This is a genomic window from Rhodanobacter sp. PCA2, assembly GCF_013620825.1.
GTDB lineage: Bacteria > Pseudomonadota > Gammaproteobacteria > Xanthomonadales > Rhodanobacteraceae > Rhodanobacter_A.
The window spans coordinates 26,817-42,639 of record NZ_NJIC01000010.1 but is presented as its reverse complement, the minus strand read 5'-3'; the positions used below and the strand labels follow the sequence as shown (position 1 = coordinate 42,639).

10 protein-coding genes are annotated in these 15,823 nt (G+C 67.7%); 4 read left to right on the top strand and 6 right to left on the bottom strand.

Translation table 11 applies throughout. The features are described 5' to 3' along the window. The 5 genes from PCA_RS17355 to PCA_RS03915 form a co-directional block, all read right to left on the bottom strand. Positions 1-346, bottom strand: a 346-nt coding sequence (locus PCA_RS17355; protein ID WP_219918520.1) for a hypothetical protein, incomplete at its 3' end; no start/stop codon positions are given. Positions 347-848: 502 nt separating this feature from the next. Continuing rightward, positions 849-2,405 carry a response regulator gene (locus PCA_RS03930; RefSeq protein WP_181301202.1) on the bottom strand — a complete coding sequence of 519 codons (1,557 nt, stop codon included), beginning with the start codon at positions 2,403-2,405 and terminating at the stop codon, positions 849-851. A 31-nt stretch (positions 2,406-2,436) separates the two neighbouring features. Next, entirely contained in the window at positions 2,437-2,883 is a 447-nt protein-coding gene (locus tag PCA_RS03925) for a response regulator (protein ID WP_181301200.1), read from the bottom strand. After that, complete coding sequence (locus PCA_RS03920) at positions 2,880-4,676, bottom strand: ATP-binding protein (RefSeq protein WP_181301198.1); 1,797 nt, start codon at positions 4,674-4,676, stop codon at positions 2,880-2,882. Before PCA_RS03920 ends, PCA_RS03925 begins: the two co-directional genes overlap by 4 nt. A gap of 116 nt (positions 4,677-4,792) precedes the next feature. After that, the gene (locus PCA_RS03915) at positions 4,793-7,129 is read right to left on the bottom strand and encodes a GH92 family glycosyl hydrolase (protein WP_181301197.1); all 2,337 of its coding nucleotides are present in this window, start codon (positions 7,127-7,129) and stop codon (positions 4,793-4,795) included. A 145-nt stretch (positions 7,130-7,274) separates the two neighbouring features. Between PCA_RS03915 and PCA_RS03910 the strand changes: the two genes are divergently transcribed. The 4 genes from PCA_RS03910 to PCA_RS03895 all read left to right on the top strand — a co-directional run bounded on the left by PCA_RS03910 (position 7,275) and on the right by PCA_RS03895 (position 11,912). After that, a complete protein-coding gene (locus PCA_RS03910; protein WP_181301195.1) occupies positions 7,275-8,333 on the top strand; it encodes a LacI family DNA-binding transcriptional regulator in 1,059 nt (352 codons plus the stop codon). 109 nt (positions 8,334-8,442) lie between these two features. Further along, positions 8,443-9,681 (top strand): L-fucose:H+ symporter permease, encoded by a 1,239-nt coding sequence (fucP, locus tag PCA_RS03905; RefSeq protein ID WP_255436651.1) that lies wholly within the window; start codon positions 8,443-8,445, stop codon positions 9,679-9,681. Between the two features lie 9 nt (positions 9,682-9,690). Then, positions 9,691-10,668: a carbohydrate kinase gene (locus PCA_RS03900; RefSeq protein ID WP_181301192.1), complete on the top strand. Its 978-nt coding sequence runs from the start codon at positions 9,691-9,693 to the stop codon at positions 10,666-10,668. 89 nt (positions 10,669-10,757) lie between these two features. Further along, positions 10,758-11,912, top strand: coding sequence for an AGE family epimerase/isomerase (locus PCA_RS03895; RefSeq protein WP_181301319.1), 1,155 nt, complete (start codon positions 10,758-10,760; stop codon positions 11,910-11,912). A 201-nt stretch (positions 11,913-12,113) separates the two neighbouring features. On the opposite strand, the gene PCA_RS03890 is transcribed toward PCA_RS03895, so the two are convergent. After that, positions 12,114-15,110, bottom strand: coding sequence for a TonB-dependent receptor (locus PCA_RS03890; RefSeq protein WP_181301190.1), 2,997 nt, complete (start codon positions 15,108-15,110; stop codon positions 12,114-12,116). Between the last annotated feature and the right edge of the window lie 713 nt (positions 15,111-15,823).

Here is a 15,823-nt window from a genome sequence, read left to right as displayed (position 1 = left end):
TTCTCTTTGCGTGCCCAAAGAGAAAGTAGCCAAAGAGAAAGGGCACCCCGGTTGGCGCTTTCCGTCCATCCATGGACGGAAAGTGCGTGAGGTGGGGCCGGGCTTTTCGAGCGGGCTCCTGCCCGCGCGAAAAGGCGTTGCCGTCCCTGGCAACGCCCGCTGCGCGGCCTGATCGTCCGCGACTCACCGCCGCCGAGGGGCCCCCGTAAGAGCAGGCGCGCATCATGCGCGCCAGAAGCAACAGCACAGCAACAGCAACAGCAACAGCGAAGCGCAGCGAGATCGCCGCGCTTCGCTTTTGATTTTGCTCGTCATCCCTGCGAAAGCAGGGATCCAGTGCCTGCACGCCTCGGAACACAAAGGCACTGGATTCCTGCTTTCGCAGGAATGACGAGCAGGCAGTCGATTGATCCGGCCATCCTTGGCTCTGGCTGTGCTTTGGCCGTGGCCTGCTGTTGCTTCTGCGCGCCGGGAGCGCGCTGCTTTACCGGGGCCCCTATGGCGCGGCGGGCGGGTGAAGGAAAGTCCGCAGGATGGCCCGCAGGGATGCGGGCCAGTTTTCCGCCGGCACACGGAGGTGCCGTCGGAAAACCCCGTAACCCGCCCGCGCACCCGGAGCCCATGGATGGGCGTAGGGCGCGCCATCGGGGTGCCGTTTCTCTTTGGTTCCTTTCTCTTTGGGCACGCAAAGAGAAAGGAACTCGGGCGCCCATAGGGCGCTCGAAACCGCACTTCCAGGAGCCGACACGGCAAACAGAAACTCCATGGCAAGCGCGGTCCCTCACCACAACCCTCTCCCCGGAGGGGAGAGGGAGCGACGCGCCCCCCTCAAGGGGAAAGCCTGAGCCTCAGGCGCCCGCCAGCGCCAGCCTCAACGTTCGCAGCAGCTTGCGCGTGGTCACCGGCCTCTCGAGCAGATGCAGCCGCGACAGGTGCGGCAGTTCGTCGAGCTTCGGCGGCGATTCGGGACGCACCAGCATCACCACCGCACCCGTGTAGCCCTGGTCGATCAGCGCGGCCAGCGTGCGCGCGCTGGTGAACAGGTTCATGTCGGCATCCATCAGCACCAGGTCGGGAAGGCCGTGCGCGCTTATCCACTGCAGCGCGGCAGTGCCGCTCTGGCTGGCGCTGGTCTGGTAGCCCCAGGCATCCAGCGTGTCGCTGATCAGGGACAGTTCGCTGGCCGCCTCGGCCACCACCAGCACGCACTCGGCGGCGCCCTCGAGGGTCTCGTTGTCGCCACCGGTCGCCACGGTTTCTTCCGCGGCCAATTCCTGCAGCGGCATGTACAAGTCGAAGCGGGTGCCGCGGCCCGGCGCGCTGTCCACCCGCATCACGCCGCCGTGGCTGGTCACGATGCGCCGGCAGGACAGCAGGCCCAGGCCGGTGCCGTGCTCCTTGGTGGTGAAGAACGGCTCGAACAGCCGCGCCAGCACCGCGTCGCCCATGCCGGGGCCGTTGTCGACCACGCCCAGGCGCAGATAGCGCCCGGGATTCGACTGTTCCTCCGGCAGGAAGAAATCTGGGGCGAGCCGCAGCTGCACGGCCTCGATGCGCAACTCGCCGCCGTCCGGCATCGCCTGGATCGCGTTGAGGCACAGGTTGAGCAGGCATTGCTGCAGCTCGGTATGGTTGCCGGCGAACACCAGGTCGGGGTTGTCGACCACGATCTCCATGCGTATGGTGCGCGGCACGCTGCCCTGCAGCAGCAGGGACAGCGCGTCCATCAGCGCCCCCAGCCGCACCTGCTCGGCGCGACGCGCGCCGCGGGCGAAGGACAGCATCGACTGCACCATCTCCAGCCCGCGCTTGCCGCAGTCGCGCACCAGCATGCCCAGGCGCGCGAGCTGCGGGTCCCCCGCATGGTCGCGCAGGCTTTCGCCGGCCAGCAGCAGCGGCTGCAGCAGGTTGCGCAGGTCGTGGCTGAGGCCGCCGGCCAGCATCGCCAGGCTCTCGAATCGCTGCGAGCGGATCAGCTCGGCCTGGGCGCGCTGCCGGGCACGCCGTTCCGCCGCCTCCGCCAGGGCGCGGCGCACCGCGCTGGCGAGGCGCGCGGGGTTCTGCTTGAGGATGTAGTCGGTGGCGCCGGTGCGCAGCGCCTCGATCGCCGCCTCCTCGCCCAACGTGGCGGAGACGTAGATGAAGGGCAGGTCCGCGTCGCCGTAGCGCAGCAGTTCCAGCGCGCGCTGCCCGGAGAAGTCCGGGAGGCTGAGGTCGGACAGCACGATGTCGGGCGCGAACTCGCGCAGTGCGGCAAGGTAGGCGTTCTCGCTGTCGACCAGGCGCGCCTTGTACGCAATGGCGTCGTTGTCGAGCTCGACCAGCATCAGCTCGGCATCGTTCCGGTCGTCCTCCACCAGCAACACCCGGATCGGGCGTGCGTCGCTGCCGAGCGAACCGTGCATAGTGCCTCCCTCTCGTCTTGCGGCTGACGCCCTACTCCTGCTCCGGGGCCTGGTTCAACACCGCCCAGAACTGGCCCAGCGTCCGCACCGCGGTGAAGAACTGGTCCGCGCCGACCGGCTTGATCACATAGGCGTTCACGCCCAGATCCCAGCTGCGCGCGAGATCCCTTTCCTCCCGCGACGAGGACAGGATCACCACCGGCACGCGTCGCAGCCGCTCGTCGGCGCGCATCCGGGTGAGTACCTCGAGGCCGTCCATGCGCGGCATCTTGATGTCCAGCAGCACCACGGCCGGATCGCCCGGAACACGGCCGGCCCACTCGCCGCGGCGCTGCAGCCAGTCCATGCATTCCACGCCGTCCTGCAGGTGCACCACCGGATTGGCGAGGTTCGCGTCCTTCAGCGCGTCCAGCGACATCTCGGCGTCGGCCATGCTGTCCTCGACCAGCAGGATGGTGCGAATATCGTTGTGGATCATGCAATCCCCCCTGAAGATGCCGGGGACAGATCCCGCGCCGGCAGCGAAAAGTGGAAACGCGCGCCGCGGTCGGGCTCCGCCTCGGCCCAGACGCGGCCGCCATGGCGGGCGAGGATGCGCCGCACGTTCGCCAGGCCAATGCCGTTGCCCGGGAAATCCGTCGCGCGATGCAGGCGCTGGAACACGCCGAACAGCTTGTCGGCATACTGCATGTCGAAACCGGCGCCGTCGTCGCTCACCGTGAATTCGTAGTCGCCGTTGCGGTCGCGCCGCACATCCACCGCGATGTGGGCGATCTCGCGGCGGCCAGTATACTTGACCGCGTTGCCGATGAGGTTCTGCCACACCGTGCGCAGCATGTTCTCGTCGCCGACCACGATGGGCAGCGGCGCGATCGTCCAGGCGATGCGCCGGCCGGGCACCTCCGCCTCGCACAGCACGCGCGCTTCCTCGGCCAGCGATTGCATGTCCACCGGCTGCAGCCGCAGCGCGCCGCGACCCAGGCGCGAGAACACCAGCAGGTCCTCGATCAGTTGCGCCATGCGCTGCGCCGAGCTGCCGATCACGTCCAGGTAGTGGTTGCCGGTATCGTCCACCCGCTCGCCCAGGTGCTGGCGCAGCTTGCCGGCGAAACCGGCGATGTGGCGCAGCGGCGCGCGCAGGTCGTGCGAGACGGAGTAGCTGAATGCCTCCAGTTCGCGATTGACGTCGGAGATCTGCGCCACCTTGCCCTCCAGCTGGTGGTTCAGTTCGCTGACCCTGTGCTCGGCCAGCGCGCGCGCGGTCACGTCGCTCACCGTCAGCAACAGGGTCTGCGCATCGCTGTCCTGCTGCTGGATGCGGCGCGCGTTGACCACCACGTGCCGCTCCACGCCGTCGGCGGTGCGTTGGACCAGCTCGTAATCCCACAGCTCGCGGTTGCGCAGCAGCACGTCGTTGAGCCGCTGCAGCAGCGCGCCGTCGCTCCAGGCGCCGTCGCCGATCTGCGGCAGCGGCAAGGCATGCTGATGCTTCGGGTCCAGCCCGTACATCTCGCTGAAGGCGGCGTTCACCAGCAGGCTGCGCAACTGCTCGTCGAACAGCGCGATCGGCTCGCGCACCGCCTGCACGATCATCTGCGCACGCAGCACCGCACGGCCCTCGCGGGTTTCCGCGAGCTGGCGCTTGCCGATCTGCCGCTCGGACGACGTCACCACCACGATCAGCAGGATCAGCTGCGCCAGCACGGTGAGCCCGAGCACGACCTGGCTGTGCCTCACCCGCTGCTGCGCCTCAAGGGAGCGTGCGTGGAGCAGGCGGTCCTCGGCCTGCGCGATGCCGTCGATCAGCCCGTACATGCGGAACAGGTCGTCGGTGTCGCGCAACGACTGCCGCGCGCCCGCGGCATCGCCCTGCCGCAACCGCACCAGCGCCTGGTCCACCAGGACGATGCGGCCGCTGGTGATGCTCTCCAGCGATCCCAGGCGCGCCTGCTGGTCGGGATTGTCGCGGGTCAGGCCACGCAGCTGCGACAGCATGGCCGGCACTTCCTGCTTGGCGCGGAGAGTGCGGCGCTCGGTGGCGGCATCGCCGTCATGGGCGAGGATGCGGTAAGTCGCCGCCTCGCTGTCGCGGACCAGGTAGCCGATGCGGTAGGTGAGCGCCTTGATCGTGCTGGCGTGATTGAGCCAGAGGCTGGCCTGCTGCGTCTCGTCGACCATCATCCGGGTGGCGACGTACGGCAGCGCCACGATGACGACCATCGCGACCAGCAGGCCGGCCACACGCCAGCTCAACAAGCCATGGACTTTCATTGGACACGCAGCATAGGCAACTCTCGTCGAGGAGCGGTCGGCCGTACACGGCTGTGGATATTTTGCGCAGGTTTGGCGCCCGCAACCAGCCCGACGGGCCGGCCGCGGGCGTGCCTTCACGGAGTGTAGACACTCATCGCCGCGGGTCGTGCCGCCACGGCCGTACCCCATTGCCGGTTCGGTTCAGCCTGCATCACGAAGCGCAGCTCGCCGCCCGCAAGAATCTCCCGGTGGCGCAGGAAAACGCGATCGAGCGGCTTGCCGTTCAGCAACACCTGGCCGACATAAGGGTGGGCGTCGTCCAGATGCTCCGCCACCACGGTGAAGGTATGGCCGTTCTCCAGATGTATCGCGGCCTTCGGCACGAACGGCCGCCCGATCGCGTATTCGTCGCTGGCCGGCGTGACCGGATAGAAACCCAGCGCGGTGAAGATGTACCAGGCCGACATCTGGCCCAGATCGTCGTTGCCGGTGAGGCCGTCCGGGCGCGCCGCGTACTGGGTGTCCATGATCTGCTTCAGGCGCTGCTGCGTCTTCCACGGCGCCCCGGCGTAGTCGTACAGGTAGGCGATGTGGTGGCTGGGTTCGTTGCCGTGCGCGTACCAGCCGATCAGGCCGGTGATGTCCTCCACGTTCTTGAAGTGCGCGGGGTCGACCTTGGCGTCGAACAGCTCGTCCAGGCGGGCGACGAACTTTGCGTTGCCGCCGTTCGCGGCGATCAGGCCGGCCACGTCCTGCGGCACGTACCAGGAGTACTGCCACGCGTTGCCTTCGGTGTAGTCGCTGCCGTAGCCGGCGAAGGTGGGATCGAACGGGGTGCGGAACTGGCCGTTGCTCAGCCTGGCGCGCATGAAGCGGCTTTCGGGGTCCCACGCGTTGCGCCAGTTCGCGGCGCGCTTGTCGAACTCGCTGGCGATCTTCGTCTTGCCCATCGCCTTCGCCATCTGCGCCAGCGACCAGTCGTCGTACGCGTACTCCTGGGTCTTGGACGCGGCTTCCGGTTCCTTGTCGATCGGCACGTAGCCGAGCTTCATGTAATCCGCGAGGTCGCCGTAGGGGCCGTAGGTGGCGCTGGCCACCATCGCGTCCAGCGCCTGCTCCGCGTCGAAGCCGCGCACGCCCTTGACGTAGGCATCGGCGATCACCGGCACCGAGTGGTAGCCGATCATGCACCAGGTCTCCAGCCCCTGGTACGCCCACACCGGCAGGATGCCGAACGGGCTGGCCTGCCGTGCGGCGATCAGCGAGCGGATGAACTGCGTGCTGAGGTCGGGCCGCAGCAGCACCATCAGCGGCTCCTCGGCGCGGTAGACGTCCCACATCGACCAGCTGGAATGGAAGTCGAAGCCGTCGGCCTTGTGCACGGCGTGGTCGGGGCCGCGGTATTCGCCGTTGACGTCCATGCTCAGCGTGGGCGCGAGCATGGCGTGGTACAGCGCGGTGTAGAACCGGGTGCTCTGTGCGGGCGTGCCGGACACGTCGATCACCGACAGCGCCTTGTCCCAGGCCGCGGTGGCCTCGGCGCGACGGGCGTCGAAGTCCCAGCCGGCGCCGTCCTGGTCGAGGTTCGCGATGGCGTTCGCGTCGCTCACCGGCGAGATCGCCACCTTCACCAGCAGCGGCCGGTCCAGCTTGCCGAAGTCGAACACGCCTTCCAGCGCGCGACCGTTCTCGGCGTCATGATCCTCGGGCTGGTAGCCCGGCCCCTTGAAACCCTTGTAGGCCACGTCCGTCTCGCGGTCGTACAGCGTGCGCGAGACCATGGGCTGGTTGAAGCGCATCGCGAAGCACAGCTCCCGCCCCGGCGCCCAGCCGCGGGTGGTGCGGCAGCCGCTGACGGTGCCGTCGGCGCGCACGCGCAGGCGCGACCACAGTACCTTGCCGGGGTAGTCGTAGATGCTGGGCCGCAGATCCAGCAGCAGGTGCGCGGGCTGGCCCTTGGGGAAGGTATAGCGATGCCAGCCGACCCGGCGCCCCGCGGTCAGTTCCGCCCGCACGCCGTAATCGGACAAGGTGACCGCGTAGTAACCCGCCTGCACCGTTTCGCTGGCGTGGCTGAAGCGCGAACGGTAGCCGCTGCCCGGCTGGTCCGCCTCGCCCGGGTCCAGCCTCACCGCGCCGGCGATGGGCATCACCAGCACGTCGCCCAGGTCCGAATGGCCGGAACCTGAGAAGTGCGTGTGCGAGAAACCCATGATGGTGGGGTCGCCGTACTGGTAGCCGGCAGCCCACTTGTAGGCGTGCTTGAAATCCGGCATCGCGGTGTCGGGCGAGAGCTGGATCATCCCGAACGGTACGGTGGCGCCCGGAAAGGTGTGGCCGTCGCCGCCCGTGCCGATGCGCGGATCGACCGCGGCCGCGTGCCCGGCGGCAGCCGCCGCCGCGGTGGAGGTCAGCATCAGGGCCGCGGCCATCACGATCAGGCCCCTGGAATGGTGACTACGCCGGTTCATGTGCAACCCCCCTTGCATCCAAATTTGGATCGTTCCAAGCTGCACACGCTATCATCCGTTCGCACAACGATGCATGCTGCATCGCGGAACCATCCGGCAGCGGGTTCCTGTACATTTGATCGTTCCAATCGAGCAATCATCCAGCATGGCAACGGACAGTACGCCTCACGCCAATCGCAAGGTCACCCTCGCCGATATCGCTGCAGGCTGTGACGTTTCGCGAGCCACAGTATCGCTGGTATTGCGCGGCAGCCCACTGGTCAACAAGCTCACCCGCGCACGGGTCGAAGAGGAACTGCGCCGCCAAGGCTACGTCTACAACCGCGCTGCGGCCAACCTGCGCCGGCGCACCTCGTCCAGCATCGCGCTGGTGCTGAACGACCTCGCCAACCCGTTCTTCGCCGAGTTTGCCACCGGCGTGGACGAAGCGCTGGGCGGCAGCGGCTACGTCACCCTGCTGGGCAGCACCAGCGAGTCGATCGCACGCGAGCAGGCGGTGCTCGGCTCGCTGCTGGAGCACGATCCGGCCGGCATCATCCTCTCCCCCGCGGAAGGCAGCGCCGCCTCACGCGTGCTGGCCGCAGTGGGCCTGCACACTCCGCTGCTGCTGTTCAACCGCGAACTCGCCGGCGAGGCGCCATCCAGTGCGCCCTGGGACCGGCTGATGCTGGACAACCAGCGCGGCGCACGGCTCGCCACCGAGCACCTGATCTCGCTGGGCCAGCGGCGCATCGCGTTCTTCGGCGGCCACGCCAGCTCCAGCTCCTGCCAGCAGCGCCATGCCGGCTACGTCGAGGCGATGCAGGCCGCCGGGTTGCCGATCGAGGCGCACTGGCGCATCGAATGCGCACCGAACCGCGTGGACGCCGCGGCGCAATGCGGCGCGCTGTTCTTCGACGCGCCGGCGCCCACCGCGGCGGTCTGCTACAACGACGCGGTGGCGCTGGGCCTGATGCTGGGCCTGTACCAGCGTGGCGTGCGGCCGGGGCGCGACTTCGCGGTCACCGGCTTCGACGACATCGCCGAGTCCGCGCTGAGCGCACCGCCGCTCACCACGCTGGCCTCCAAGCCGCGCGCCCGCGGCCGCCAGGCCGCCGAGCTGTTGCTGCAGCGCCTGCGCGATCCGCAAGCGACGCCACAGCGCACCATCGCCCCGGTGCAGCTGGTGGTGCGCGCCAGCAGTTGCCCACCACCCAGCGCCTGAGCGCACTCACAGCAAGGGGAGCCGCATGGCCTTCGCCGCCACACCACCGCCAGCAAAAACCACCGGTACGGGCGCCGACAGCGGACGCTACACCGACTATCCCGGCGCGATGGCGGTGACTACCGCGGTGTTCTTCATGTGGGGCTTCCTCACCGCGTTGAACGACAGCCTGATCCCGCACCTCAAGGCGGTGTTCGAACTGAACTACACCCGCGCGATGCTGGTGCAGTTCACGTTCTTCGGCGCCTATTTCCTGATGTCGCTGCCCTCGGGACGGTTGGTGGCGCACCTGGGCTTCAAGCGCGGCATGGTGGCGGGTCTGGCGATCGCCGGCGTGGGTGCGGCGGCGTTCTGGCCCGCGGCGCAGTGGCACAGCTACCCGCTGTTCCTGGGCGCGCTGTTCGTGCTGGCCACCGGCATCACGGTGCTGCAGGTGGCGGCGAATCCCTACGTCGCCCTGCTCGGGCCGCCGCGTACCGGTTCCAGCCGGCTCACGCTCGCGCAGGCGCTGAATTCGCTGGGCACCACGCTGGCGCCGCTGTTCGGCGGCTGGCTGATCCTCTCCAACACCGTGCTGGGCAGCGCCCAGGTGGCCGCCATGCCGGCGGCGGAACAGCTGGCCTACCGCACGCACGAAGCGCAGTCGGTGCAGGGGCCTTACCTGGGCCTGGCCCTGGTGCTGGTGCTGCTGGCGGTGATCGTGGGGCTGTTCCGACTTCCGGTGCTGGCCGAGGCCACCGAACAGGCCGACACCGGCAAGCACAGCTTGCTCGATGCGCTGCGCATTCCGCACGTGAAGTACGGCGTGCTGGCGATCTTCTTCTACGTGGGCGCCGAGGTGTCCATCGGCAGCTTCCTGGTGAACTACCTGTCGCAACCGGAGATCGGCCACATCAGCGAGCAGCAGGCCTCGCATTACGTGTCGCTGTACTGGGGCGGCGCGATGGTCGGCCGCCTCGCCGGTTCCGCGCTGCTGGCGTGGCTGGACCCGCGCAAGCTGCTGGCCGCGTTCGGCGTGGCCACCGCGGCGCTGGTGCTGACCAGCATGCTCAGCACCGGCAACGTCGCGATGTACAGCATCATCGCGGTGGGGCTGTTCAACTCCATCATGTTCCCCACCATCTTCGCGCTCGGCATCGAGCGGCTGGGACCGCTCACCGACAAGGCGTCGAGCCTGCTGATCATGGCGATCGTGGGTGGTGCGCTGGTGCCGCTGGCGCAAGGTTTCCTGGCCGACCGCATCGGCATACAGCATGCCTTCGTGCTGCCGCTCCTGTGCTACGCCTACGTCATTTTCTACGGCCGCAGCGGATCGAAGATCCGCGACGCCGCCACCAGCCCCAGGTAACCCCGCCGCATGCGTTCCGTACTCTGCTTCGGTGAAGCGCTGATCGATTTCCACGCCGAAGGCCGCGACGCGCACGGCTACCCGCGCGCGTTCGTCCCGTTCGCCGGCGGCGCCCCCGCCAACGTGGCGGTGGCCGTGGCCAGGCTGGGCGGCGATGCGCGCTTCGCCGGCATGCTGGGCACCGACCTGTTCGGCGACCTGCTGCTGGACAGCCTGCACCGGGCCGGCGTGGACACGCGCGACGTGGCGCGCACCGGCGAAGCGAACACTGCGCTGGCCTTCGTGGCGCTGGATGCGCACGGCGAGCGCAGCTTCAGCTTCTACCGGCCGCCGTCCGCCGACCTGCTGTTCCGCCCGCAGCATTTCCGTGCCGACACCTTTGCCAATACGGCGATGTTCCACATCTGCTCCAACAGCATGACCGAGCCGCAGGCCGCGGAAACCACCCGCGAAGGCATGCGTCGCGCCCGCGACGCCGGCGCGCTGGTGAGCTTCGACCTCAACCTGCGTCCCGCGCTGTGGCCCAGCGGCATCGAGATACGCCCGCTGCTGTGGCCCGCGCTGCAACTGGCGGACCTGGTGAAGCTGAGCGCGGAAGAATTCGCCTGGCTGGCGGAAGCGGATGGCGAGGAGTCCGTGCTCGAACGCCTGTGGCAGGGCGATACGCGCCTGGTGGTGGTCACCGACGGTCCGAATCCGCTGCGCTGGTTCCATCCCGACGCCGAGGGCGAGCTTCCTGCCTACCGCGTGCCCGCCGTGGACACCACCGCGGCGGGCGACGCCTTCGTCGGCGGCCTGGTGCAGCAGCTCGCCGAGCAGCAGATCGGCCCGCGCGACCTGGACGCGCTGGTCGCCACGTTGCCGCGCCTGCACGCGTTGCTGCGTTACGCCGCCGCGGCCGGCGCGCTGACCGTGACGCGGCAGGGCTCGTTCACCGCGTTGCCCGATACCGCCGAAGTCCACGCCTTCATGGAGTCGCACTCTTGAGCACGACCCGCACGCATTCCGTCCTGCCGGCCACGCCGCTGCCGGACTTCCGTTCGCCGGCGTTCCTGCGCCGGCACATCGCCGACACCATGCAGTTCTACCATCCGCACGCGATCGATCCGGCCGGCGGCTTTTTCCACTACTTCAAGGACGACGGCACGATCTACGACCGCAGCCACCGCCACCTGGTGAGCAGCACGCGCTTCGTCTTCAACTACGCGATGGCGGCGCTGGAGTTCGGCGACGACGCCACGCTCGCCGCCGAGTACCGCGAAGCCGTGCACCACGGCCTGCGCTACCTGCGCGACGTGCACCGCAATGCACTGACCGGCGGCTATGCGTGGACGATCCGCGACGGCGTGCCCGAGGACCGCACCAACCACGCCTACGGCGTCGCCTTCGTGCTGCTGGCCTATGCCAGCGCGCGCAAGGCCGGCATTGCGGAAGCCGCCGCGTGGATGGACGAGACCTGGGAGCTGCTGGAACGGCGCTACTGGGACGCCGAAGCCGGCCTGTACCGCGACGAGGCCGATGCCGACTGGCACTTCAGCACCTACCGCGGCCAGAACGCGAACATGCACATGTGCGAGGCCATGCTGGCCGCCTACCAGGCCAGCGACGAGCCGCGTTACCTCGACCGCGCGCTCACCCTCGCCGACCACATGACCCGCCGCCAGGCCGCGCTCGCGGACGGGCTGGTGTGGGAGCACTACGACGCGCAATGGCGCATCGACTGGGACTACCACAAGGACGACCCCAAGCACCTGTTCCGCCCCTGGGGGTTCCAGCCGGGCCACCAGACCGAGTGGGCCAAGCTGCTGCTGATCCTGGAATCGCTGCTGCTGGAACGCAACCGCGAGGAAGCCTGGCTGCTGCCCACCGCACGCCACCTGTTCGACACCGCGGTGAAGCACGCCTGGGACGACACCCACGGCGGCCTGTGCTACGGCTTCGCGCCCGACGGCAGCGTGTGCGACGACGACAAATACTTCTGGGTGCAGGCCGAATCGCTGGCCGCCGCCGCCCTGCTGCATGCGCGCACCGGCGACGCCGCCTACGCCACGTGGTTCGACAAGCTGTGGACTTATTCGTGGCAGCACTTCGTCGACCACAGGTACGGCGCGTGGTACCGCATCCTCACCCGCGACAACCGCAAGTACAGCGACGAGAAGAGCCCCGCCGGCAAGGTGGACTACCACACCATGGGCGCCTGCCACGAGCTGCTGCAGGTGTTCGCGCACTGATCCCGCCGCACCTGGCTGCCACCCACCCGATGCCCGCGCAAGCGGGCATCCTCTTTTCCGTCCGGATGAACCGTCACGCAGCCCGTCGGCGCCGGGTGCCGGGTCGAGCGCGGCAGGACGGGCGCCGGCATGCAGGCGGCGCCAGAAAAAGAACGCCCCGGCCGAAGCCGGGGCGGCGGAACAAGCCCGACCTGAGAGGGATCAGTTGAGCTTGTAGTCGAACGTGAGGAACCATTCGCGGCCGTTGTATTCGCCCGCGGTCTGCCCTGTCGGGACGAACTCGAAACCACCGGAGTAGTACGCGATCCCGGCAACCTTGTTGAAGATGTTGGACACCGCGAGAGTCAACTTGGTATCGCGATTGATCTGCCAGCCGACCGCGGTATTCCACACGATCCACGGCGGGATGCGGCCCTTGTAGACCGTGCAATCGGGATCGCCGATGCCCGGGAAGGTGCCGTTGGGCAGCACCTCGCAGCCGCCGTAATTGTTGGCGCGCAGGGTGCCGACGCGCTGGCCGGAGAGCGAAACGTTCCAGTCGCCCTTGGTCCAGTCGCCGATCCAGCTGACCTTGCTCGCCACGCGGTCGTAGCGGGTGTTGATCAGCGGATCGCTGGCCACCGTGCGGTTCTTGTAGGCGAGGTTGTTGGTGTAGATGACGTTGGCGCGGAAATCGCCGTAGTTCTCGGTATGCAGCTTGTAATCCAGCGAGGCGTCGACGCCGCTCACGTACGTCGATGCCACGTTGATCGGGCCGGAGTGCACCGAGGTGATGTTGCCGGCCGCATTGCGCTGGACCATCGCCTCCACCATGCGACAGTACTCCGACCCCTGCGGGTAGCGGATGTACGGCGCCAGACCGCTCGAGCCGACCGGCAGCACACCGGTAAGGCAGCCGGCTTCGTCTTTCAGGACGGTGTCCTGGCCCAGGTATTGGATGGTGTTGTCCACGCCCATGTGCCAGTAGTCGGCAGAGACCGACAGGCCCTGCACGCCCGGAATCTGCCACACGAAACCGTAGGTCCATGAGTGGCCGGTCTGGGATTTCAGCAGACGGTTACCGGCGGTGTACTGGGTGTAGTACTGGGACTGCGGGCGCTGGATGCTGCCGTTGCACCAGGTGCTGTTGGTATTTCCGGCCTTGATGTCGTTGATGCAGCTCAGGTAATCCTCGTAGATGCCCACCGGCACGGTGGAGCCCGTCTGGTCGATCGCCTGCATGTCCGGCGCCTTGAAGTTGGTGCCGTAGGAGCCGCGCAACAGCAGGCTGTCGATGGGACGCCACTCGATACCGGTGCCCCAGGTGCGCGCGATGTCTGCGCTGCTGGAGTCATGGTACTTGTCCAGGCGACCGGAGATGGTCCAGGTCAGCGAATCCAGCACCGGCACGCGAAACTCCGTGCCCAGCGAGAAGCGCTGGCGGGTACCGCCGCCCGTGTTGTTCGCGTAGAACGGGTTCACGAACGTCGACGAGTCGCTGCCGCGCGGGTCGGGCGAGAGCAGGAAGCCGTTGTGCGCCGCTTCCAGCACCGCCGCCCAGCCCACCGACTGGTCGGTCCACGGAATGCGGAACAGATCGCCGTTGATGCGGAACTGCGCCTGGTCCAGCCACGACGACGCGCTGTTCTCGCCATTGACGGCGAACTGGCTGTACTGCTGCGGGGTGATGGGGTTCCACCACTGCTGCCAGTTCATGGCATAGACGGGCAACACGATGGGATTGCCGTTGCCGTCGTTGTAGCCGGCGACCGTGGTGGTGCCCTGTTGCTGGCCGAGGAAGAAGTTGTTCGTGGCCGTCTGGTTGAACGCCGTGTAGTCCTCGCGCACGATGTACTTCTGGGTATTGAGGCTCAGGTCCCAGTTGAAGTTGCCGCCGAACATGGTGCCGCGCAGCCCGGCGGTGATGTTCCAGTTCGTCTCGCGGTCGTGGGTATTCATCGAGGTACCCGTTTCCTGCGCGGTGAACTGACGGACGGCCTGGCTGATGACCTGCCCGGTGTTCTGGTCGTAGAACGCACCCGTCCCCACGCCCCACATCTGGGTGTTGGAGATGCCAACCGTCTTGTACAGGGCCGCCGAACCGTAGAGTTGCAGGCCGTTGCTGAAGTCGTACTCGCCGGCCACGTAGCCGTTGTTGCTGCGGCTGCCCGGCGTCAGCACCCAGTTCTGGAACAGATGGGGCTGCGAGCAGTAGTAGCCGTTGTCGGTCACCCCGGTGATCTGGGTGCCGCTCGTGCTGACGCTGTACGAATGGCTCAACTGCGAATTCGTGAACTTGTCGCAGGTGCCCGCCGGGGGCGTGATGTACTGGCCGGTGAGGCCGTTCGTCGCGGAGAGCGCGATGCCGCCGGCCGTGTCGTACTGGTAGCCGAACATGCGGGCCGCCGGGCCCCAGGCGCCGTAACCCGCATCGGACACCGAGTCCTGATAGGGTCGATTCTTGCCCCACAACGCCGTGCGGTTGGACTTCTCGAGGTTGTAGAGAAGGTGCCAGTTTTCGCCGGACTTGCCGCCGAAGAAGTTGATGTCGCCGTACGACCGGCCGCCACGGGTGGCGCCGCCGCCGGTGATCTGCAGCTCATCGCCCTGGTAGTTCTTCTTCAGGATCACGTTGACCACGCCAGCCACCGCATCCGAACCGTAGATCGACGAGGCGCCGGAGGCGAGGATCTCCACGTGGTCGATCATCCCGGTCGGGATGTTGTTGTAGTTCTGGAAGTTGCTCTGCGCGTTCATCGGCTGCGGGTAGTCCACCACGCGATGGCCGTCGATCATCAGCAGGCTGAATCCCGGCCCCAGGTTGCGCAGGTTCACCGAGCGCGCATTGACCGAGGTGGAACCCCAACTGGCCGGGTCCTGCGTCTGGCCCATCTGCGGCAGCGAGTCGAGGAACTCCCACATGGTGGTGAAGCCCTGGGCCTTGATCTGCGCGCCGGTGATGGTGACCACGGGCGCCGGGCCCTCCACCTCGACACGCGGAATCATCGAACCGGTGACCACGACCTCTTTCAGCTGCACGGCCTTTTGCTGGCTGGCCGTGGAAGACGACTGGCCGGCTGGCGTGCCGGTCTGCGGCGCGGCGGCCTGGTCGCTGGCGGTCGAAGACGCCGCCTGCCCGTAGGCAGCCAACGGCGACAGCAGCGCGACAGAGAGCGCGCTGACGAGTGCATTGCGGCGCATTGCGATGGCGTGACGCATGGAAACCCCTCCCTCGAACGTGTTTTCGGTGTGCTGTCGTCGCTTCGACCGGCGTGCCCCCTGCTGGCTGGTCCGTCGTCGCACAGCCTTCTTGGATCGTGCAAATCGCATAGAGCTCTACGCCCTCGCATGCCGGACAGGCGCAAACCGCCTTTCCACGCATGCCTTTCCTTGGGCACAAGCCATTGCCCTCGATCTCTGTTTGGATCGATTCATATCTAAACTACATATTCACTAGTGATGATGCAAGCCGCATTGCAATATGGCGCCCGCCCCCGGTCGGCGAGCTGCGGGAACCGGTGGCGCGCCATGGCGGCCCTCGATCAGCCGCGCAAATGGCGCACCGGATCGCCCGCGCCGATGCAGGCTCAGCAGCACCCGGGACGGGTGGGACTGGCGTGGCGATGCATCGCGGGACAGGCACGGGCGGCCTTTCCGCAGCCTGCCGGCCTCCGCGTATCGATCAGGTGATTCCGACATCGACGTGCGCCCTCGGCGCAGGATTCACGCCGCCCAGGCGAAGCCGAAGCCGCTGCCTCCCGCAGCATGCGGCGATGAGGCACAGCGCGACGCGCATGGCGTTCGCGAATCGGGCCGGCGGGGAAATTCAGCGCGGCGGGTCGGCGCTGCCGCGTGTGGCAGCCGTCATGAACGACCACGACTGAAACGCCGCCTGCGCGACGATGGTCGCGCAGGCCGATCCGGCAGAAGGA

Coding starts and splice junctions, on each gene's coding strand:
- PCA_RS03930 (WP_181301202.1), bottom strand. CDS start 2,405: ATGCACGGTTCGCTCGGCAGCGACGCACGCCCGATCCGGGTGTTGCTG.
- PCA_RS03925 (WP_181301200.1), bottom strand. CDS start 2,883: ATGATCCACAACGATATTCGCACCATCCTGCTGGTCGAGGACAGCATG.
- PCA_RS03920 (WP_181301198.1), bottom strand. CDS start 4,676: ATGAAAGTCCATGGCTTGTTGAGCTGGCGTGTGGCCGGCCTGCTGGTC.
- PCA_RS03915 (WP_181301197.1), bottom strand. CDS start 7,129: ATGAACCGGCGTAGTCACCATTCCAGGGGCCTGATCGTGATGGCCGCG.
- PCA_RS03910 (WP_181301195.1), top strand. CDS start 7,275: ATGGCAACGGACAGTACGCCTCACGCCAATCGCAAGGTCACCCTCGCC.
- fucP (WP_255436651.1), top strand. CDS start 8,443: ATGGCGGTGACTACCGCGGTGTTCTTCATGTGGGGCTTCCTCACCGCG.
- PCA_RS03900 (WP_181301192.1), top strand. CDS start 9,691: ATGCGTTCCGTACTCTGCTTCGGTGAAGCGCTGATCGATTTCCACGCC.
- PCA_RS03895 (WP_181301319.1), top strand. CDS start 10,758: ATGCAGTTCTACCATCCGCACGCGATCGATCCGGCCGGCGGCTTTTTC.
- PCA_RS03890 (WP_181301190.1), bottom strand. CDS start 15,110: ATGCGTCACGCCATCGCAATGCGCCGCAATGCACTCGTCAGCGCGCTC.